Below are 20,930 nucleotides of genomic sequence, written 5' to 3'. Positions count from 1 at the left end.
CTTCATCGTCGTCATTCATCAGATCACGCGCTTCCTCGGCTAAAGCGTTATCCGATCCGAATGGATCGGATAACGCTCTAGCATTCTTTAGTTTGAGCGAATTCTGATCGATCGAACGATTCCGTTCGATCGGAAAGCGCTCTGGCCGACGCGCTCGACCTCCTGCGAGCCAGCTGTCCCGGCGCGCCATGGCGCGGCCGGGACTTTTTTTCATGCGCGCTCAGATCACGTAAATGCGGTCCGGCAGCTCCTCGGCGCCGCCCGGCGGCACATGCTGCGCGAGCAGCCGCGCGCATTCCTCGATCGCCGCGACGAAGCCCTCGGCGATGTGGCCGCAGCGAACGTTGTCGAGCAGCAGATCGAGCGCGCAGCGCCATTGCTCGTCGGAGATTTCGGCCGCGATTCCGTCATCGGCGACGACTCGCGCATAGCGCTCGCCGAGCGAGACGAAGATGAGCACGCCGGTCCTGCCCTTCGTGCCGGCGACGCCGCGGGTGAAGAATTGCTCGATCGAGGCGCGATGGGCGCGCGCCCGCTTGACGATGCGCGGCGTCGCCGCCAGCCGCAGCGGCGGATAGGAGAGCGCCGCGGCGACCGCCACGAAGATCAGCGTCTGAATGACCAATATGGCGCGAATGTCGAGCGTGGTGAAGATCACCAGCGGCCAGGGCGCGACGAGCGCCAGCAGCGCGGCCCACAGCGGCGGCACATAGAGATAATCGGAGGAGCGACGCGCCAGCACGCAGACGATTTCTCCTGCGGTCTTTTGCTCGGCCGCGCGAATCGCCGCCGATATGCGCGCCTGATCCTCGTTGGAAATGGGCATCACCAGTCCCCCGAAGCGCCGCCGCCCCCGGACGAGCCGCCTCCACCCGAAAAGCCGCCGTCTCCGCCGCCGCCCCAGGAGCTCCCCGAGCCCCAGGAGGAGCCTCCGGACCAGGAGTCGTTCGAAGGCGGCAGATAGACGATCGGCCCGCGCCCGCCGCGATAGGCGCGCCGCCCGCCGCGGGCGTTGGAGAGCATGGACAGGAAGACGAACAGGAACAGCGCGACCATGATGAGCGGGACGAGGTCGTCGAAGGCGTCCTCGCCCTCGGCGCGCAGCTTCACGCGCTTTTGCCACTCCGCCGCGTCGCCGCTCAGCACCTCGACGATCGCGTCGACGCCGCGCTCGACTCCAGCGCCATAGTCGCCGGCCTTGAACTTCGGCGTCACCGCCGTCGCGATGATGATCTTGGACAGCGCGTCGGTCAGCGCGCCCTCGAGCCCATAGCCGACCTCTATGCGCATCTTGCGTTCATTCGGCGCGATCAGGAACAGCACGCCATTGTTCGTCTTCGCTTCGCCGAGCTTCCAGAAGCGGAACAGCCCATTGGCGAAGCTTTCTATGTCCGCGCCCTGCAGCGAGGGGATGGTGGCGACGACGAGCTGAATGCCCGACTTGTCCTCGAGCGCGCGCGATTTCGTCTCCACCGCGAGCTTCGCCGCCTGCGGCAGGATATGGGCGTCGTCGACGACGCGGCCCGTGAGCGCGGGGAAGGAGAGAGCAGCGAAGGCCAGAACCGGCAGCAGCACGAGGAGCGCCAGCGCGGCCGAGCCGCGCGGCGCGATTTTGATCATGAGCGATATCGCCGACATTCGCTCCCCGCGCGGCGCCTTCAGAAGGTTACCTCGGGCGCTTTCTCCGCGCCGGCGACGGCCGTGAACTCCGGCAGCGGCTTGGTTCCGGCGAAGACGGTCTTGGCCCAGAGCAGCGTCGGGAAGGTGCGCAGCGAGGTGTTGAACTCCCGCGCCGCCTCGATGTAGTCGCGGCGCGCCACATTGATGCGGTTCTCCGTGCCCTCGAGCTGCGACTGCAGAGCAAGGAAGTTGGCGTTGGATTTAAGGTCCGGATAGGCCTCGCTGACGGCGAGCAGCCGTCCGAGCGCGCCGGAGAGCTGGGTCTGCGCTTCCTGGAACTGCTTGACCTTTTCGGGATCGGTGAGCTGGGAGGAATCGAGCCGCATCTGCGTCGCCTTGGCGCGCGCTTCGGTCACCGAGGTGAGAACGTCCTTCTCCTGCTTGGCGTAGCCTTTGACGGTGGCGACGAGATTGGGAATGAGGTCGGCCCGACGCTGATATTGCGCCTCGACCGTGGCCCATTTGGCTTTGGCCTCCTCCTCCAGCGTCGGGATCGTATTATAGCCGCAGCCCGAGAGCGGGACGGCGAGCGAAAGAAGGGCGAAGAGGAACAGCCAGCGGGAGGGAAGGCGCATTTCGAAATTCTCCGGTCCGGCGCCGCAGCCGCCTCGTTCGGCGCGCGCCTCGAAAACTTAGGCGCGCCGCGCGGCGATGGGAAGAGCGACGATCATATTCCGTGGCGGCGGTGACCGCGGGCGCGGCGCGCCGAAAGAAAAAGGGCGGCAGAACCGCCGCCCTTTCCTTAGAAGCTCATGCTTGGTCGATCTCAATCGAAATCGAACATGTTCATGAGATCGCCGATCGCCGGACGATTGGTCGGGACGTAAGGATCGGCGTCGGTATGCACGGGATTGGGCAGATTGTCGCGGCTGCGCGAGGAGATCTTCGGCAGCTTCCAGTTGCGCTCGATGAATTTCAGCATCGAGACGTGGTCGTAGTACGTGTGGTCGACATAGCCCTTCTTCGCGTAGGGCGACACGACGATGAGCGGAATGCGCGTGCCGTCGCCGAAGAAGTCGACCGGCTGCACATAGCCCGAGTCGTAATAGCCGCCGCCTTCGTCATAGGTGATGAAGATTGCGGTGTCGGACCAGATCGACTTGTTGCTCTTCACGCGGTGGATGAGCGCTTGGATGAACTGCTCGTAGAGCTCATTGTTAGAGTTCGCCGGATGGCCGGCGAGATATTCGAAGGGCCGCACGAAGGAGACCGCGGGGAGCGTTCCGTCCTTGAGGTCCCGCAGGAAGTTCCCATAGTTCTGGAGCTTATTTTCCTGGTTCGGATGGCTCATGATCTTCTTATAGGCGGTGAGCGGGTCGCAGATGCCGCAATAGGAGTGATAGAGCAGCGGAATGCCGTCCACTTCCTTGTCGAACGCAGTGATGTCGTCGCCGCGGTCGGCGCTGTAATATTTCCAGGACACGCCGGCCTTGGTCAGCACGTCGGCGATGGTCGGAGCGGATTGCGGCGGCAGCACGAACTTGTCGGAGCCGAGATCGCGGTGCTGAGCGCTGGTCTGGTTCCAATACATGCTGTAATTGTTGACGAGATAATAATGCCCGTCCTCGCAGGTGTTCTGAGCGCCGCTCTTCTTGAGCTGCGCGTTGATCGAGCCGACACCCGGCTGCTTGGCGTCGGCGCAGTTCACATAGGAGCCGCCGCTGTAGCCGTCCTGGGTGTAGTAGTTGTCCGTGCCCTTCCTCGGGTTCGGATTCTCGATCTGATTTCTCCAGGGCGTCGCCGCGGAGCCGTCGAGCTTGGCGGGGTCCGTGAAGAAGGCGGCGAAGCCGTTCACGATGGCTTGGAAATTGGCGCCCGTGCCGCCCATGATCGACTGATGGAAATTGTCGCTGATCGCGTAATGATCGGCCAGCGACTTGAAGATCGCGGCGTCGCCGGGCTTGTCGGCGCCCGTCGCGTCCTTATAGGGATTCATATTGTAGAATCCCATCGCGATCGCGCCCTCCTTGGGGTTGAATCCGTCGGCGGGATAGGGCTTGCCGTTCGAGCCGGTTCCGATCGACTTCTCGACCCAGACGAACTTGTCGTTCTTGCCGCCGTTGATCTGCTGCCACATCTGGAAGAAGCGATGGACAGGGTCGCCGGTGAAGGAGCTGTAGGGAGCGTATTTGGTGATCTGGAACGGGCCGTTCGGCAGATCGCTCGGAAAGCGCGTGTCCGGAACGCCCTGCGGCTGGAACAGCGCATAGGTGGTGTAGGGCTGCGGCAGAACGCCGTAGGTGCCGACCGTGGGCGTCGTGACGTGATAGTTCGAAACGTCGGTGCCGATGCGCTGCCTGGCGAGCGCGAAGTTCGGGCCGGGCGTGCCGTCGGCGTTGACGATGCCCTTGCTCAGCAGATTGGAGATCTTCTGGCCGCCGGTGGGTTTATAGGTCCCGAAGACGTTGTCGAAGGTGTGATTCTCGCCGACGACGATGATGACATGGCGGATCGGCGTCGTGGTCGATCCCGCGAAAGCAGGAGTCGCGCAGAGCGCGGTGGTCGCTAGGCACAGCGATGTGAAGATCGAACGCATATTTGCCCCTCTCCCCGAGAGCGTCTCGCATCTTCGGCGAAGGAGCCGGAGCCGGGCGAGGCGCGCCTCTCAGTTTGCGGCGCGAAAGTGCTATGCCTTCGTTGCCTCCCGATGTCAGAAAAAACGCGTTCTCGTGACGCAAGGGCAAAAAGACGTGGTGCGGCAAAGAGACGGTCGTCATGAGACCAACCGTTCGGCGCGCTCCTCGTCTCGCGCTCGCCAGGGTAGGGTCGGTCAGCAGGCCATGCGAAAGCGCAGGATGCGGCTCTCGCCGACATCGTAGAATTGCAGTCGCCTGGCGCCGGCGCGCGCGGCTGCGGCCGGCCAGAAGAGTCGCGCCGCGGGATTGTCGCGATGGAAGGACAATTCCCACCACCCCGCTCGCGAGCGAAAGGCGAGCGAGGCCGCCCGGGCGCCGCAGCCACGGCGGCGGAACGGCGGCAGCACGTAGAATTCCGCGACGGACGCGTCGACCGCATAGCCGGAGATCGAGACGGCGTTCACCAGCGTGAAGCCGGCGAGCGCGCCGTCGGCCTCGATCAGAAAGGGGCTGCGCCGCTCCTCGCGCCAATAGCAATCGAGGAAGGGGTAGTCGGGCTCGCCATAGCCCCAGGGGCCGAGCTCCTCGAGATAGTCCCGCAGCAGGGCGGCGAGCTTCGGCTTCTCCTCGAGCGATGCGAGCCGCAGCGTCACATTCATTTATTTCGCCTTCGCGGTCACGGCGCCGGATTGCTGTGAATCTGGTGGATTTCGTCGATGCGCGCCTCGATCTCAGGCGTGATCGTCACATCGAGCGAATCGAGATTCTCCTTCAACTGCTCCATCCTCGTCGCGCCGATGATGTTGGAGGTCACGAAAGGTCGCGACGTGACGAAGGCGAGAGCGAGCGCGGCGGGCGAGACGCCGACATCCTTCGCCAGCGCCAGATAGGCGTCGATCGCCAGCGCCACGCCCGGCTTCTCGTAGCGCTGGCCGCGCTCGAACAGCGTGGTGCGCGCGCCGGGCGGCCGTGCGCCGTTCTGATATTTGCCGGTGAGATAGCCCTGCGCCAGCGGCGAATAGGCGAGCAGTCCCACATCCTCGCGCTGCGCGAATTCGGCGAGATCGATCTCGAAGGTGCGATTGAGCAGATGATAGGCGTTCTGGATCGAAACGATTCGCGGCCCCGCTCCGAGCTCGCTCGCGCGCAGGAAGCGCGCGACGCCCCAGGCGGTCTCGTTGGAGAGCGCCACATGGCGGACCTTGCCGGCCTTCACCAGCTCGCCCAGCGCCTCCAGCGTCTCCTCGATCGGAATTTCGGGCAGGGGCGGCGGCGCCTTGTAGATCGTGCCGCCGGCGCCGAACAGAGGCAGCGGGCGGTCCGGCCAGTGCAGCTGATAGAGGTCGACATAATCGGTCTGCAGGCGCTTCAACGATTGGTCGATCGCGTAAAGGATGTCGGCGCGGTCGAGCCGCGTGCCCTTTCCGTGCGGCCGCATATAGGGGCTCTGGCTGCGTCCATGGACCTTGGTGGCGATGATCACCTTGTCGCGATTTTTGCGCGCGGCGAGCCAGGTTCCGATGATGCGCTCGGTCGAGCCCTGTGTCTCCGCGCGCGGCGGGATGGAATACATTTCGGCGGTGTCGATGAAATTGACGCCGCGATCGAGAGCATAATCGAGCTGCGCATGCCCGTCGGCCTCGGTGTTCTGCTCGCCGAAGGTCATGGTGCCGAGCATGATCGCCGACACGCGCAGATCGGTCCTGCCCAAACGTCTATATTCCATGTTTTCGGACTCCGTCGCCCCGCTCGGCTCTCCAGAGAAAAGCGCCGGCGGCTCGCATGTCTCGGTCGCAGGACGCGCGCGGACCGCGAGCTTCCGGGCTCGCTTCTCGAAACACGTCGATTCATCCGACGCAAGCCTCTCCCCGCCGGGCGAGGCCTCGCCGAAGAGCGGGGCGTCCCGCAGATAGTCCTCACGCCCCCGAAATCGAGCCTGAAGGCTCGGCGTCCGAGGGCGTCGGAACGCTCAGGCGCTGCGCGTGGCGCCGCCGCCGTCGATGCGGCCATAGACGCCATTCGGCACGCGCGGGGTCGGCAGAATATAGCGGTCGCGGTCGCGGACCATGGTCGCGACCGCGGCGAAATCGAGCTTGCCGGAGCCGAGCAGCGGCAGGCGCTCGACGATCATGAGTTCCGCCGGAACCATCAGCTCCGCGGCGCCTTTCGATTTGGCGAAAGCGAGAAAGTCGGCGCGCGTCGCGTCGCGCTGCTGGGTGGCCAGAACGATGCGCTCGCCCTTGCGGGAATCGAGCTCCCGCGCCGCCGCCGACAGCGACGTCGGCCACAGCTCGGCGGCGAGCGCCTCGACGGCGGCGAGCGAGATCATCTCGCCGCCGATCTTGGCGAAGCGCTTGGCCCGGCCCTGTATCCGGATGAAGCCATCGCGGTCGATCGAGACGATATCGCCGGTGTCGTGCCAGCCTTCGTGCGGCGGCTTCAGCCGGCCGGGCGCGTCGGCGGTCAGATAGCCGAGCATCACATTGGGCCCGCGCACGAACAGACGTCCGCCCTCGGCGACGCCGGGAACGATCTCGAGCCGCGCCTCCATGCCGGGCAGGAGCCGCCCCACAGTGCCGAAGCGGTTGAACATCGGCGTGTTGAGAGCGAGCGCCGGCGCCGTCTCGGTGACGCCATAGCCCTCGAGAATGCGAATGCCGAATTTCTCGAGATAAACGTCGCGCGTTCCCTGCTTCACCGGCTCGGCGCCGGCGATCACATAGCGTAGCGAGCGGAAATCATAAGCATGCGCGACGCGCGCATAGCCCGAGAGGAACGTATCGGTTCCGAGCAGCACGGTGGCGTTGACGGCATAGACGAGCTCGGGCACCAGCTTGTAGTGCAGCGGCGAGGGATAAAAATAGATGCGCACGCCGGAGACGAGCGGCAGCACCATGCCGACATTGAGCCCGAAGCAGTGGAACGCGGGCAGCACGCTGAACAGCCTGTCGGTGCGGCCGAAGTCTATGCGCGCCGCCGCCTGCGCGGCATTGGCGAGCAGATTCTTATGTGAGAGCGCGACGCCCTTGGGCGCGCCTTCCGAGCCCGAGGTGAAGAGAATCGCCGCCATGTCGTCCGGACTGCGCGGGCAAAGCGCGCGGCGATGGCCGAGCATGGCGCGCAGTCTGTCGCCCTGCGAAATCTCCGTGCGCAGATCCTCGAGGTAGAGGATGCGGAAATCCGTTTCCAGCGCGGCGACGAGCCTGTCGAGCTTGCCCTTCTCGACGAAGGCGCGCGAGGTGAGCAGCGTCTTCGCCTGCGCCGCCAGCAGGCCGGCGCGGATATTGGCGGCGCCGGCGGTGAAATTCACCATGGCGGCGACGCGCCCGGCGCCGACCACGGCGAAGAAGGTCACGGCCGCGGCGTTGGAATTGGGCAGCATCACGCCGATGGCTTCGCCGGGCTCGGATTTCTTCATCAGCTTGCGGCCGAGCGCATGGGCGCCGATCAGCAGCCGCCGATAGGAGAGCGCGCCCGTGATCGGGTCCTCGACGGCGATGCGCCCCGGGCCATGCACGCGCGCGGCCTCGACGAGCGCGCGATGCAGCGTGCGCTCGACCGGGCTGGTGCGGAACACGAGATCGGACATGATCTCATAGAGCGCCGCGCCCGAAGCGATGCGCCGCGCCTTGCCCTTCAGCGCCGGATCGACGCGAAGCTTCACCGGCTCCTGCATGGAGAGCGTCAGCTTGGGGAAGAAGCGGCGGCGCGCCTGCGCGCGCGATAGTCGCGAGAATAGGGTCGCTTCCGCGCCCTCGATGCGCACCGGCACGACGAAAGCGCCGGTCTTCTCGGCGATGAGGCCGGCGCCGTCATAGACCTTCATCAGGCTGCCGGTGACGGTGAGCCGGCCTTCGGGAAATATGATCAGCGGATCGCCGTTCTTCACCGCATTGACGAGCGTGCGCGTGCCGAGCGGGCGCGTCGGATCGAGCGGAATGGCGCGGACGAATTTGAGGAACGGCCGCACCCACCATTTTTTGGCGATGGTCGAATCGATGGCGAAGATAGGATCGATCGGCAGCACGCAGAGGATCGCCGCGGCGTCGAGAAAGCTCACATGGTTGAGCGCGATGATCGGATTCGTGCCGGCCCTGTCGAGATTGGCGAGGCCCTTCGCCTCGAGCCGATAGAAGGCGCGAAAGACGATCGACAGGGCGTCACGAAAAGGGGAGACGACCACGGCCTTGTAGATCCACAGGGCGGCGAGCGCCATCAGCGCGCCCATGCCGAGGAAGAGATTCGGCACACTGGCGCCCTCGGCCTGCAGCAGCGCGACGGCGAGCGCGCCGCCCGCCATGAAGGCGGCGTTGAGCACATTGACCGCGGCGATGATGCGCGCACGCTCGAAGCTCGGCGCGAAAGCCTGAATGGCGGCGAAGGAGGGCACGATCATCAGCCCGCCGGCGACGGCGAGCAGCGCGAGGTCGACGGTGACGCGCCAGGCGCCCGGCTGGGCGAGAAACTCGGCCGCCTCCAGCGCCGCGCTCGTCTCGGCCGGCGCGATCCTGGAGAGCGTCAGGCCGAGGTCGATCGAAGCGCCGGCGATGATCGCCGCGCCGATCGCCGCCGGCAGCAGCACGATGCGTCCGGCGAGCAGGAAAGAGGCGAGGCCTGAGCCTGCCGCAATGGCGATGGCGAAGACCGCGAGATACAGGGTCACGACCAGCTCGGACCCGTGCATCGTATGCGTCACCAGTGGGGCGAGCAGCGACAAAGCGATCGCGCCGACGAGCCAGAAGATGCTGGTGACGACGCCGACGCGCCAGAGCCGCGTGTCTCGCCACAATTCGCGCAGCAATGCGAAGGTCGAGCGCAGAATATTGGGATCGAGCTTCAGATCGGGCGCCGCGCGTTCAGTGGAGGGAATGAAGCGGGCCGCGCCCCAGGCGGCGAGCGCCGCGGCTCCGACTCCGAAGGCGGTGAGCAGCGGCTCGCCGCCGCCGCGCATGGCGAGGCCGCCGGCGATCGTGCCGGCGAGAATGGCGAGGAAGGTCGCGCCCTCGATGAGCGCATTGCCGCCGGGCAGCTCCGATTCGCGCAGATGATCGGGCAGAATGCCGTATTTCACCGGGCCGAACAGCGCGCCGAGCGCGCCGAATGAGACGAGCGCGGCGAACAGGACCGGCACGGAGGCGAGCGCGAAGCCGGTCGCCGCGATCGCCGCCGCGCCGATCTCGACGAGTTTCAGCCGGCGGGCGACGAGGGCTTTGTCGAATTTGTCGGCGATCTGCCCGCCGAGCGCCGAAAGCACGAAATAGGGCGCGATGAACACCGCGCCGGCGAGGGTGACGAGCGACTCGCCCTCGGACCCGCCGATCTGGAAGAGAATGAGCAGGACCAGCGCGTTCTTCAGGAAATTATCGTTGAAGGCGGCGAAGAATTGGCACCAGAACAAGGGCGCGAAGCGCTTGGCGAAGAGGAGATGGTCGGACATCGTCGATGTTCCGTTTGCGCGCGGCGAGAATGGAGCTTTGTCGCCGATTCGGTTTAAGGACGGGTTTGCGACGCGGTGGAAAGCGTCGGCGGGCCGCGGACCGGGGTCTTGATCATTGGTTGGCTCCTGCTCTATGAACATTGTTCAAACTGGAGCATAGCACGGACTGAACGGCGTTCAAGTCGTTTTTGAACGGTGTTCAAACAAGGCGCCACCCCCTGCCCGAAGACGGCGGGGCGGACGCTCCGGCTGCGCGAGCGAATCGGAGGGGTGGGACATGGCGGAGGCGCAGCCCAGCGCCACGGGCACAGCGGCGCGTCGCGCCGAGCTTCGCGAGCGGCTGCTCGCCGCCGGCCGAGCGGCCATCGAGGCGGGCGGGCTGCACAGCCTGAAGGCCCGGGATCTCGCCGCCGCGGTCGGCTGCGCGGTCGGCGCGATCTATACCGTGTTCGCGGATCTCGACGACATGATCCTCGGCATAGGCGCGGGCACTCTCGCGCAGCTGGAGCGCGCGCTGGAGCCGCAGCAGGCGCCGCAGCAGGCGCGGGAAGAGCCGGTCGAAGAATTGTCGCGCCTCGCGCGCGGCTATCTCGATTTCGCCCGCGCCCATGAGCGCCTCTGGCGGGCCTTGTTCGAGCATCGCCTCGGCGGCCGCGCCGTCCCGGCCTGGTTCCTCGAGGATCAGAACCGGCTGTTCACGTTGATCGAGGCGCCTCTCGCCCGCCTGTTGCCGCATGAGCCGGCGGCTGCGCGCGCGCGGCTCGCCCGCACCTTGTTTTCGGCTGTGCATGGCGTCGTCTCCCTCGGCCTCGAGGAAAAGCTCGCGCCGACGCCGGCGGAAACGCTCGACGCCGAGCTCGACCGCTTGGTGCGCGCCGTCTCCGCGGGCCTCGGCGCTCAAAGCCCCGGATCATGCGCCGGGGCGTCGAGCAGCTGATCCATGGTCAAGGAGGGCTCGGCGGCGCCGACGTCGCCGATGATGCGGGCGGGAACGCCGGCGACGGTCTTGTGCGGCGGCACGGATTCCATCACCACCGAGCCGGCGGCGACGCGGGCGCATTCGCCGATCTCGATATCGCCGAGGATTTTTGCGCCCGCGCCGATCAGCACGCCGCGCCGCACCTTGGGATGGCGCGCGCCGCCCGCCGTGCCGGTGCCGCCGAGCGTCACGCCATGCAGCATCGACACCTCGTCTTCGACGACGCTGGTCGATCCGATCACGACCCCGGTCGCGTGATCGAGGAAGAAGCCTTTGCCGATCCGCGCCTGCGGATGAATGTCGGTCTGAAAGCGCGCGGAAGCGGCGCTCTGCAGCCAGAGCGCGAGATCGCTGCGGCCGGATTTCCACAGCCCATGCGCCAGGCGATGCGTCTCGATGGCGTGAAATCCTTTGAAATAAAGCATTGGCTCGAGAATGCGCGCGCAGGCCGGATCGCGATCGAAGACGGCGAGCAGATCGGCGCGCAGCGCCTCGCCGAAGCTCGGGTCGCGCGCCATTCTGTCGAGCATGATGCGCCCGAGCAGAGCGGCCGGCATGTCGGCCCCTTCGAGCCGCTGAGCGAGCCGATGGGCGATGACGCTCTCGAGCGAATCGTGCGAGAGCACCGCGGCGTAGAGAAAGCTCGCCACATTCGGGTCGCGCTCCGCCGCGTCCTGCGCCTCCGCATGAATGCGCGCGAACAGCGGATCGGCGCCGCCGAGCGCGACGATGCGCGCGGCGCCGGTTTTTTCCTGTGGAGGCGTAGCCATGGCGGTCCTCCCGCGACAGGCGGAGCGCTGCGTCTACTCGCGATGCGCGAGAAAATCGATGACGGCCTGCTTGTAGACGCGGTCGCCGACCGCGCGATTATGGTCGCGTCCCGGAATATCCACGATATGCGCGTTCCGAAACAGCGGCTGCAGCGGATGCGGGTCGCCCGCGACCTCGTCGCGCGTGCCGACGCAGATGAGCGCCGGCGCGACGATCTGCGCGAGCGCGGCGCGATCGACGATCTGATTCGCGCCTCTCGCGCAGGCGGCGAGCGCGGCGAGATCGGAGCGCGACGCCTCGGCGAAGCCGCGGAACATTTTGAGCAGCGGGTCGTCGATGTCCTCGATGCGCTCGGCCTCCATCGCCTCGGGCAGGCCGCGGGGCAAGGCCGAAGTGACGAGATTGGCGCCGATTCCGCCGAGAATCAGCGACCGCACGCGCTGCGGATGGGCGATGGCGAGACGAGTCGCGATGCGCGCGCCCATGGAATAGCCCATGATATCGGCGCGATCGAGCCCGAGATGATCGAGCAGGCGCGCGATGTCGTCGGCCAGCAGCGCGAGGTCATAGGCCGCCGGATCGTAGATCTTCGCCGACCGGCCGTGGCCGCGATTGTCGAGCGCGACGACGCGCCGGCCGTCCTCCGTCAGCGTCTTGACCCATTGGGGAAAGAGCCAGTTGACGGCATGCGTCGAGGCGAAGCCGTGAACGAGAACGATGGGCTCTCCACGATCCTCCGCCAGCGGCGGAAAATCGGCATAGGCGAGCTGCACACCGTTCGACTCGAACTGCTCCATCATGAATTTCCATTTCTATTACATCGAACGCGCGTGCGGGCGTCAGGATCGCCGGTACTTATCGCACCGGCGGGAGCCCGCAAGCGGATCAAGACATGAAATATCGTCTATTGCCAAGAGCCTTGCGAGACGCTAAACGACGGCCTCGTCGCCGAGCGGGTTCACGAAACCCCGCGTCGTCGGCGATGAGGGCGCCCGTAGCTCAGCTGGATAGAGCACCAGACTACGAATCTGGGGGTCAGAGGTTCGAATCCTTTCGGGCGCGCCATTTGCGTATTAAAACCGCAAACGCCGTTGCCGATTTGTTCTCCAACGACGGCGACCTGTTCGAGGCTGGTCTTGGAGCCGTGAAAGCGGATGGACCTGGTCGTCGACCTCGACGGCTTCGACGACGGTGTGGATTGAGCTTTGATGCGCTCCAGCGCGGCTTTCGCGCGCTCCCGCTCGGAATCGGGAGGCGGCGCGACAGTCACGAAGCAGATCGTCCATGTCGATGACGCTATCCTCGACGAGGCGCTTCAGCTTGTCCTCGGCCGGGGCGATTTTCTGCTTTGGAAGGCTTCAACTCGACCGCCGTAGCCGGTTGGGGAGCCGTTGATCGGCGAATTGGTCGCGACCGGCCCGTCGAGCCGGTCCATCCGGGAGAGAGCGCTCCTTGCAGCCAGTCTTGCCGACGTGGGCGGCGGTGGAACAGGTGATCCCTTCCGGCGCCGGGCGTGGAGCGCAAGCGTTCGATTTCGGTGATCGGCGAGAACGCCTCCACAGTCCCGAGACCGAGCCAGAGATGGATCGCCAGCCAGATCTCGCGCGAGTTCGAGTGGGTGACCGGCCTCCTCGCCGAAGTAGGCAAAGCCGGGGCAGTTCGACTTCCGTCGTGACGCCCTTTCAAAATTTCACCTTCAACGATCCGATGAATGTTCTCGGCTGGCCGTAATAAGCGTTGAGCCCGCCATCGGTGGCTTCGAAATATTTCGCGTCGCCGATGTTCTTGACGTTGAGTTGCGCCTCGACGGGAAAACTCTCGACGACCGTCCGATAGCCGATCATCGCGTCGAAGGTGACATAGCCGGGCAGTTGATAAGTATTGGTGTTGTTGCCCTGGCGGAGACCATTGGCGTAGAAGCCGGCGCCGAACCTCCAACCCTCCGTCCGGCCGGGCGCCGTGTCGTATTTCGCCCACAGATTTCCCGCATGGCGCGGCACGCCCGCCCAACGCTTGCCGAGAAGCGCGCCGGTCCCCGTGGTGCTGTTTTCGATGATGATGGCGTCATCGTAAGTGTAGCTGCCGATCAGGCTGATATTGTCGGTGACTTGACCTGCGAGGTCGAATTCGACGCCGCGACTGCGCACCTTGCCCGTCGCGACCTGATAGATCGTATTGGGGCGCGAAGGATCGGGCGCCAGGACGTTCTTGAGATAGAGATCGAAGGCCGCGACCGAAGCCGTCACCTTTCCCCCGAAAAGGCTGGCTTTCGCTCCCAATTCATATTGTTGTCCCTCCTGCGGCTTGAACGGCTTCCCATCGGCGCTCACCGCAGAGGCGTTAGACGTGCCAAACGACTCCGAATAGCTGGCGTAGATCGAATATTCCGGCGTCAACTTGAACAATAGTCCGCCGTTCGGCGAAATCTTGCGTTCGGTCGGATTCCCCTTCCACGACGGATTGTAGTGGCCGTCACAAGCTGGAAAGCACGTCGAGCCTGCTCGCGTTCCGAAAATCTCGGACTGCGCGTCGAACGCGACGTCGTAACGGCCGCCGATCAGAAAGTGGATGAAGTCGTCATAGGAGATGTCGTCCTGGACGTAATAGCCGAAGTTCTGTTGCTTGACGCGCTGCAAGATATTGCCCGACGCCTGAGCGATCTGGCCCTTGATGGCCGAATAGCCGATATCGCCGTAATAAGGCGCCCAAATGTTGAAGGAAGGAATCGGCTGAGCGGCGCTTGCGTTTGGATTGTCTCCCTTGAGCACTTGCCTGTGATCATAGAAGTCGAAACCAAAGAGCAAATTATGTTCGACAGGACCAGTTTCTAATGTCCCGGTCAGATCGAGATTGAGCGACCATGTGTCGCGATAGAACCGGTTCCAGGTCACCTTGCGATTCATGAGGCCTGTCGCTTCGTCATAGCCGCGCGAAATGACGATATGCTGCATTTCATCCACATGTTGATAGTGCGCCCTGTTCGTCACCTTCCATCGATCGTTGAAATGGTATGTCCAGTCCGCCGAAACGAGGACGCGCTCCATCACGTCCGGCAGATTTTCGTACATGCCGGGGACGTTCTGCGTCCAGTTGCGCGGCAGATTGGCCGGACGGCCGGTCGAGCTCAGCGCGGGGATTTGTTGACCATAAATTCCGCGATTGGTCGTTGCGAGGTTATTGTATTCGAACCCTATATTGGCTTCGAATTGCGTCGTCGGCCGCCAGGCCAGGGAGGTCAGGACCGAGCCATTGTCGCGATGCCTGAAGTCGATAAAATCATCGGCATGGTCATAGACGCCGATCACGCGGTAGAGCAGCGACTTGTCGAGAGTCGCCGGGCCGGTGACGTCGACCGTGGTGCGGGCGAGCCCCCAGCTGCCAAATTGCTCCTCGACGCTGCGGGCGGCCTCTTCCTGCGGCGCCTTGGTCACGAAATTGACGAGGCCGCCCGGCTGAATGCGGCCGTAGAGCATGGCGGCCGGGCCTTTCATGATCTCGATACGATCGATAAAGGCTGGGTCTTCCGCTCCAGAGACTCCATATAATTTCAGCCCGTTGCGATAGACGTTGTTGGACGTGCTGAAACCGCGAATGAGAAAATTGTCGTAATAGGCGCCGGGCGGAGTTTGCACTCCGCTGACGAATTTAACCGCCTCCTGCGTGTTCAAGACCTGCTTGTCTTCCAGCACCTGCTTGGGAATGACCTGCACGGACCTCGGCGTATCGAGGATCGGAGTATCGGTCTTCAACGCCGACGTGGCTTTGGTTGCCGTATAGCTGGTCCCGCTTCCATTGCCATCGGCGCCGCGACCGGATGGTCTGGCGCCGGCGGGCGCGGCGCCGCCCCGCTCGGCGGCGATGTCGATCGCGGGCAAAGCCTCTTGCGCAGCCGAAATCACCGGAAAAAATGCGAAAGCCAACGCGCCGGCGGAGACGCCGCGCAACAAGGTCGAACGAAACATATCAAGCTCTCCTGAGACGGCGCGCTGGCCGCCCACGCAGATTGAGACGAACATGGCGCGGCCCTGCGGCCGCCAGCAGTCGGTCAGGAGAAAGACGGTGGCGCGCGCGACGACCAGGAACTGGCCCAGCCGGACACCGGCGGTGGAGGCGCTCCGACAAAATTTTTCGCGATCGAACCAGACGCCGCCAGCGGCGCCGTCGTCGGGGAGTCGGGCGTCAGGACGACGGCGGAGGCGCCGTCATAGTCGCGTGCTCCGCAAATAACGCAGCACTGAGACTGTATGGGCTGCTGCGACGGCGCCTTTTCATGAGGCGAACCCGTCGCGCAGAGCGCGACCGGGGAGAAGAAGGCGGTCGCCGGCTCATTGCCGTGGCGGTGGCGAACGAAGGAGGACCCGACGGACGCCAGGCCCTGCAAAATGACGAACAGCGCCACCAAGGAAGCGACGGCCGGACGTGCCGAAAGTCGCCCACCGCGCCTTTTGTCACTCTGCTCGCGCTCGCCCTGGACCATCACGCTCGTTCCCAACCGGGAGCCTTCTCGATCGAGTGATTGCTGGCCCGCAAACCCGGGGCCTCAAGCTGTTGTCTACACACGACACTAGACGCGAAAGGTCATGTGAACCTCATAGCCGGCAGGGTCATCGAGAAAACGGGAAACTGTGTCTTGGGCGCCACGGTCTTCTCCGATTCGTGATTGTGTCCATTTTTGATTCCCGCAGAGCGCTGTTGCCAACAGGACGACCCTGGTTATGAATGGCGGCGCGACGGTATTTTGGGTCCGGGAGGGGCCGAACGCCGAACGCAGGACAAGCTGGGAGCGGCGCCCATGCGAATTCTGTTGGTCGAGGATTACGCGGAACTCGCGAGCGAAATCGCCCGCCGGATCGAACGGGCGGGCTATGCCGTCGATCATGTCGATACGATCGAAGGGGCGTCGCTCGCGCTCGATAGCAGCTCTTATTCCTTGACGTTGCTGGACCGCAGGTTGCCGGACGGCGACGGCCTGTCGCTGATTTCGCATATCCGCCGGCTGCACCCGGCCAGCCGCATCCTGATGCTGACTGCGCTCGACTCCATCGACGACAGGATCGAAGGTCTGGACGCCGGGGCCGACGACTATCTGACGAAGCCGTTCAACCTCGACGAGATGATGGCGCGCATTCGCGCCAGCCTGCGGAGGCGGGGAGGCGGTCGGACTCCGCCGATCGTCATAGGGGCGCTGTCCTTCGATCTCGATATGCGGACGGTGTCGGTCGCGAACCGTCCCGTATTGTTCTTGCGCCGAGAACTGGCGCTGCTCGAGGCCTTGGCCCGGCGCGCCGATTGCGTCGTGCCGCGAGAGAGGCTTCTGTCGGGGATTTACGGGCTCGACGCGGAGGTCCATGAACATGCGGTGACCGCGCTCGTCTCGCGCGTTCGTTCGCGCCTGTCGGAACTCGGCGCGGGCGTCGAAATTCATTCGGCGCGCGGGCTCGGATACATGATCGCCAAGGCGAAACCCCGGCCGAACGCCTGAGCATGGCGTCTTCGCTCGCCAATCGCGTCGTCGGCTATCTGATCGTTTCGCAATTCGTAGCCTTCGCGACAGGGTGGACGATCACGATCATCCTGGGGTTTGCCGGCGTCGGCGCCTTCGAAGCCTTCGGCAGGACGGCGGACGAGCTGGCTTCCGCGCGAATGATCCAGCTCGTCGTCGCATCGCTCATGCGCGACGACGAAGGCTCTCTGCGCATCGATCCGATCCCCGAACTGCGTGACGAGGCGAGACGCGTTCCCGGCCTGAAAATAGCTGTGTTCGACGCCGCGCGAAGCGAGGCGGTCTCGGGCTCTTCGCCAGAATTGGTCGCGGCTCTGGCAGGCGTGATCAAAATCAGCCCCACGCACACGCACTTCGTCTTGCCCGGCGATCCGACGCTGTCTCCGCGGGGTCTCGTCGAACCCGTACGGACGCCTTTCGGTCGGCTACATGCGGCCGTCTATTCTCCAAAATTCGTCTTGAGCGACCTCTTCTATGCGATTCTCGCAGATTTTCGGCGATTGGCGGGCTTTTTCGTCGTGACGGCGCTCATCTCGGCCGGGGCCGCGCTATTCGCCGTGCGGCGTGGGCTGACGCCGCTCCGCGCAATCGCCGACGAAGCGGCGCGCATGGACATGAACATGCTGCATCAGCGACTGCCGGTCGGCGACGTCCCGGCGGAGATCGCTCCGCTGGTCGACGGGATCAACATCGCTCTGGAGCGGCTCGCCGCCGGCGCCGCTCGGACACGTCGCTACACGGCCAACGCCGCGCATGAACTGCGCACGCCAATCGCGATCTTGCGCGCGAGATTGGACAATTTGGAAGAGCTGCCTGTCAAAGGCGCCCTGTTGAGCGACGCGAGCCGACTGCAGGCCATCGTCGAGCAACTGCTCGTCGCCGCGCGCTTGACGGAACGGCAGGTCGCGCTCGATCAGGAAGTCGACCTCGTGACGTCGGTCCGGGAAGTGGTTTGTCTCTACTTGCGGCTCGCTGTCGAATGCGACCGAACGATCGAATTCGAAGCCTGCGCGCCTCGAGTCGTCACACGCGGCAATCGCAGGGCGATCGAAGCCGTCGTCGCCAATCTCATCGACAATGCGCTACGCGCGGAGCCGTCGGGCGGCGCCGTCGTCGTTCGCGTCGGTCCGGGAGCGACAGTCGCCGTGATCGATCACGGCCAGGGCATCGCCCAGACAGAACGCGAGATGATTTTCGAGCCCTTCTGGCGCAAGAGCGAGGCGACGCCCGGCACAGGGCTGGGCTTGGCCATCGCCAAGGAACTGATGGACGAGATGCGCGGGAAAATTTGCGTCGAGGAAACGCCAAGTGGCGGCGCGACATTTAAATTGATATTTCCGGAGCTGACGGATGTTCCTGCGAGACTGCCGTAGGACCTTTAAATAACATACATGTTCGCGTCTTTGTCCCGACCGGCGCGCTACTTTCGGCTTATCCATGCTTGGACGCACCGGTTCTGGCCGCAGCTTGGCCATGATGCTCGACATCGGCGCGGCCGACCGGCGGCGTCGTGCTCACGATTTGCCAGAGGCTGAACGAGTCGGGCGTCGAACCGCACGCAATACTTGAAAGGCTCTCGACAGCATGGTCTCGGCCACCAAATATGGATCGCAATTTCGCGCGACGGGGGCGGGCATGGACTGGTTTGAGCGACTCACGGGATTTCGCGAGTTGGACTATGAGAGCACTCGGTCAAATCTCGCCGTTGAAGGGGCTCGGCTGCGATCCCTGATCAACGGCAAGAGCTTCGCTATTGGCGATCTCGAACTGGCGTCGCTCCACTCGCTGCGTGGACGCGCGCAATCGGCGGGCGCCCCGAGTGGACAGCTGAAAGTCAGCGTTGTGACCGGCGATGTGCGGGAATTAATGAGGAGGCCCGAATATTCCGGCGCTCTGTTTCAGGTGGCGTCGCAATTCAACATGCTGGAAATGACCTCCCCCGAGATAACGCCCGAGCATGGCGTCACCCGCTATCAGCATGACCACACCCAGGGCCCTGCCTGTGCTATCGCCGCCGGAGCGGCAACGATCTACCGCAATTATTTCGCGCCAGCCGGCGATAGCTACGGTCAAACGCGAGATCGCCAACTCGACGGACTGGCGGCTGTCGGCGAGGCGCTGAGCGTCGCCACGGGCCGGCCGGTCAACAAGCTCTGGCGCATGCAGAATGGCTATGCGCTTTGTAGCGCCGACGGGCTGAATGCCATCGCCGACTGCCTCGCCTCGAGCAACGGGCAGGAGTCGGACAGCTTGCGCGGCGAATTGCGCATCGGATTGCATCGCGACGTGGAAGTCATCGATGGTGCAGGAGAAAGGCGGCCCCTGGTTTCGCAAGCCTTCTGCTCGGCCCTGCCAGTTGCCTACAGTTCTGTGCCCACTCCGCTCTGGAGGCCCTTCGCATCTCTGGTGCTGGAGGCAGCCTACGAGGCGACATTGTGGAGCGCCGTGCTGAATGTAAATCGGGGCGCATCAAATATCGTTCTTCTCACCTCTCTTGGGGGCGGCGCTTTCGGCAACGACGCCAGTTGGATCGATGACGCCATCCGACGCGCCTTGGAGTTGATGGCGGGCTATGATCTCGATGTGAGGATCGTAAGCTACGGTGCGCCACCCGAGACGCTGCTGCGACTCGTGCGCGCATTTCAGCAGGAATCGTGAATATATGGACAATGCAATTACATCTGAGTTCCCAGTTCCGTCCTCACTGGCGCGACATTTGCGCCTGAAATGGGAACACCTTTCGCTGTCCCGGCGGCGCCGGCCTGTTTAGAGCCGGCGCCCCGCAGGCGGCCCAAGCTCAGCGCGACGCGGCTCTGGCGCCGCCCGGCGCCGCCTCGGACACGAGCGCGACCTTGGCGTAGCCGGCCGAGCTGATGACGCCCATCGCTTCGGCGACCTTGCCATAGGGCACGGCCTTGTCCGCGCGAATATGGACGCGCCGGTCCTTCGCGCCGCCGCTGCTCTCCTGCAAGAGGGCCAGAAGCCCCTCATTGGCGCCCGCTTCGCGCTTATCGACGAAGAAGGCGCCATTGGCGTCCACGCTCACCACGATCGGCGGCTGCTGATCGTCGAGCTGCTTGGCCTGCGTCTTCGGCAGATCGACCGGAACGCCCGCCGTCATCAGCGGCGCCGCGACCATGAATACGATCAGCAGAACGAGCATGACGTCGACGAGCGGCGTGACATTGATATCCGCGATCGGCTGCGGTTCGAAATCGGAGTCGTTCTTACGCAGCGCGAAGGCCATTGCGATCTCCCTTGCGAGACAGTTGACGGGACAGCTCCACCTCGAACACGCCGATGAAGGCGGTGAGGCGCTTGCCATAAGCGCTGATGTCGCCGCTGATCCGATTGTAGAAGATCACGGCGGGGATCGCCGCGACCAGTCCGAGGGCCGTCGCGAACAGCGCTTCGGCGATGCCCGGCGCGACGACTGCGAGGCTGGTGTTGTTCGACGCGGCAATGCCCTGGAAGGAATTCATGATGCCCCAGACCGTGCCGAACAGGCCGACGAAGGGCGCCACCGAGCCGATGGTCGCGAGGCCCTGCAGGCGGGAGTGCAGGTGATCGATGGCGTTGGTCGCGGCGAGCTGGCCGACCCGATGCACGCGCTCCTGCAGCGCGTCGCGCTGGGCTTCGGTCTGCTGCAGATCGGACGAGCGCGTGTGCTCGTCGACCATCGCGCGATAGACCTGAACCAGCGGATCGTCCGGCGAGGCCTCGCCGAAACTGTCCGCGACGCTGGCGACCGGAAGGCCGTCCTGAACGCTGTCGACGAGCCGCGCCGCGCGCCGATGCAGCACGCCGAGGCGGATCAGCTTTTCGGCGATAACGGTCCAGCCCCAAGCCGAGGCGAGAATGAGCAGGACGATGACCGTTTTGACGATCGCGTCGGCTTGCAGGAACAATTCGACCGGTGTCAGCGCATGCGCCAGGGCGGCCGAGGCGGCGGAAGCGTCACTCATGGATGGATGGCCTTTCAGC

Annotated in this window: 17 protein-coding genes and 1 tRNA gene; 5 read left to right on the top strand and 13 right to left on the bottom strand. The window is 64.6% G+C overall.

Annotated elements, in window-relative coordinates:
- Window positions 1–220: 220 nt before the first annotated feature.
- From K3F48_RS13890 to K3F48_RS13860, 7 genes are all read right to left on the bottom strand, one after another.
- Window positions 221–826, bottom strand: coding sequence for a TPM domain-containing protein (locus tag K3F48_RS13890; protein ID WP_222576033.1), 606 nt, complete (start codon window positions 824–826; stop codon window positions 221–223).
- A complete protein-coding gene (locus K3F48_RS13885; protein ID WP_255609013.1) occupies window positions 826–1,620 on the bottom strand; it encodes a YgcG family protein in 795 nt (264 codons plus the stop codon). Before K3F48_RS13885 ends, K3F48_RS13890 begins: the two co-directional genes overlap by 1 nt.
- A 38-nt stretch (window positions 1,621–1,658) precedes the next feature.
- Window positions 1,659–2,255: a LemA family protein gene (locus tag K3F48_RS13880; protein WP_222576031.1), complete on the bottom strand. Its 597-nt coding sequence runs from the start codon at window positions 2,253–2,255 to the stop codon at window positions 1,659–1,661.
- A gap of 191 nt (window positions 2,256–2,446) precedes the next feature.
- Complete coding sequence (locus tag K3F48_RS13875; protein ID WP_222576030.1) at window positions 2,447–4,216, bottom strand: phospholipase C; 1,770 nt, start codon at window positions 4,214–4,216, stop codon at window positions 2,447–2,449.
- A gap of 234 nt (window positions 4,217–4,450) precedes the next feature.
- Complete coding sequence (locus K3F48_RS13870) at window positions 4,451–4,915, bottom strand: GNAT family N-acetyltransferase (protein ID WP_222576029.1); 465 nt, start codon at window positions 4,913–4,915, stop codon at window positions 4,451–4,453.
- Window positions 4,916–4,932: 17 nt separating this feature from the next.
- Entirely contained in the window at window positions 4,933–5,982 is a 1,050-nt protein-coding gene (locus K3F48_RS13865) for an NADP(H)-dependent aldo-keto reductase (RefSeq protein WP_222576028.1), read from the bottom strand.
- A gap of 243 nt (window positions 5,983–6,225) precedes the next feature.
- Window positions 6,226–9,693, bottom strand: a complete 3,468-nt coding sequence (locus K3F48_RS13860) for an acyl-[ACP]--phospholipid O-acyltransferase (protein WP_222576027.1) — start codon at window positions 9,691–9,693, stop codon at window positions 6,226–6,228.
- Between the two features lie 277 nt (window positions 9,694–9,970).
- On the opposite strand from K3F48_RS13860, the gene K3F48_RS13855 reads away from it, so the two are divergent.
- Entirely contained in the window at window positions 9,971–10,630 is a 660-nt protein-coding gene (locus tag K3F48_RS13855) for a TetR/AcrR family transcriptional regulator (protein ID WP_222576026.1), read from the top strand.
- Here K3F48_RS13855 and cysE read toward each other — a convergent pair.
- Both cysE and K3F48_RS13845 read right to left on the bottom strand, forming a co-directional pair.
- Window positions 10,591–11,442, bottom strand: a complete 852-nt coding sequence (gene cysE, locus K3F48_RS13850) for a serine O-acetyltransferase (protein ID WP_222576025.1) — start codon at window positions 11,440–11,442, stop codon at window positions 10,591–10,593. The two genes, K3F48_RS13855 and cysE, sit on opposite strands and share 40 nt — an antisense overlap.
- A gap of 33 nt (window positions 11,443–11,475) precedes the next feature.
- The gene (locus K3F48_RS13845) at window positions 11,476–12,240 is read right to left on the bottom strand and encodes an alpha/beta fold hydrolase (RefSeq protein WP_222576073.1); all 765 of its coding nucleotides are present in this window, start codon (window positions 12,238–12,240) and stop codon (window positions 11,476–11,478) included.
- Window positions 12,241–12,431: 191 nt separating this feature from the next.
- Between K3F48_RS13845 and K3F48_RS13840 the strand changes: the two genes are divergently transcribed.
- Window positions 12,432–12,508 (top strand) — tRNA-Arg (locus tag K3F48_RS13840).
- A 617-nt stretch (window positions 12,509–13,125) separates the two neighbouring features.
- Here the strand turns inward: K3F48_RS13840 and K3F48_RS13835 are convergent.
- Both K3F48_RS13835 and K3F48_RS13830 read right to left on the bottom strand, forming a co-directional pair.
- Complete coding sequence (locus K3F48_RS13835; protein WP_222576024.1) at window positions 13,126–15,405, bottom strand: TonB-dependent siderophore receptor; 2,280 nt, start codon at window positions 15,403–15,405, stop codon at window positions 13,126–13,128.
- 83 nt (window positions 15,406–15,488) lie between these two features.
- A complete protein-coding gene (locus tag K3F48_RS13830) occupies window positions 15,489–15,920 on the bottom strand; it encodes a hypothetical protein (protein ID WP_222576023.1) in 432 nt (143 codons plus the stop codon).
- Between the two features lie 315 nt (window positions 15,921–16,235).
- On the opposite strand from K3F48_RS13830, the gene K3F48_RS13825 reads away from it, so the two are divergent.
- The 3 genes from K3F48_RS13825 to K3F48_RS13815 all read left to right on the top strand — a co-directional run bounded on the left by K3F48_RS13825 (window position 16,236) and on the right by K3F48_RS13815 (window position 19,604).
- On the top strand, window positions 16,236–16,925 hold the full coding sequence (locus K3F48_RS13825) for a response regulator transcription factor (protein WP_222576022.1): 690 nt from the start codon (window positions 16,236–16,238) through the stop codon (window positions 16,923–16,925).
- A gap of 2 nt (window positions 16,926–16,927) precedes the next feature.
- A complete protein-coding gene (locus K3F48_RS13820) occupies window positions 16,928–18,319 on the top strand; it encodes a sensor histidine kinase (RefSeq protein ID WP_370631421.1) in 1,392 nt (463 codons plus the stop codon).
- 211 nt (window positions 18,320–18,530) lie between these two features.
- Window positions 18,531–19,604, top strand: coding sequence for a hypothetical protein (locus K3F48_RS13815; RefSeq protein ID WP_255609011.1), 1,074 nt, complete (start codon window positions 18,531–18,533; stop codon window positions 19,602–19,604).
- 139 nt (window positions 19,605–19,743) lie between these two features.
- On the opposite strand, the gene tolR is transcribed toward K3F48_RS13815, so the two are convergent.
- On the bottom strand, window positions 19,744–20,193 hold the full coding sequence (gene tolR / locus K3F48_RS13810) for a protein TolR (protein ID WP_222576021.1): 450 nt from the start codon (window positions 20,191–20,193) through the stop codon (window positions 19,744–19,746).
- Window positions 20,174–20,911: a MotA/TolQ/ExbB proton channel family protein gene (locus K3F48_RS13805; protein WP_222576020.1), complete on the bottom strand. Its 738-nt coding sequence runs from the start codon at window positions 20,909–20,911 to the stop codon at window positions 20,174–20,176. Before K3F48_RS13805 ends, tolR begins: the two co-directional genes overlap by 20 nt.
- Window positions 20,912–20,930 lie beyond the last annotated feature (19 nt).

The sequence above is a fragment of the Methylosinus sp. Sm6 genome, from assembly GCF_019802345.1.
Lineage (GTDB): Bacteria > Pseudomonadota > Alphaproteobacteria > Rhizobiales > Beijerinckiaceae > Methylosinus.
Note: the sequence above shows the minus strand (reverse complement) of the source record. Positions and strands in the feature narration are given on the sequence as shown.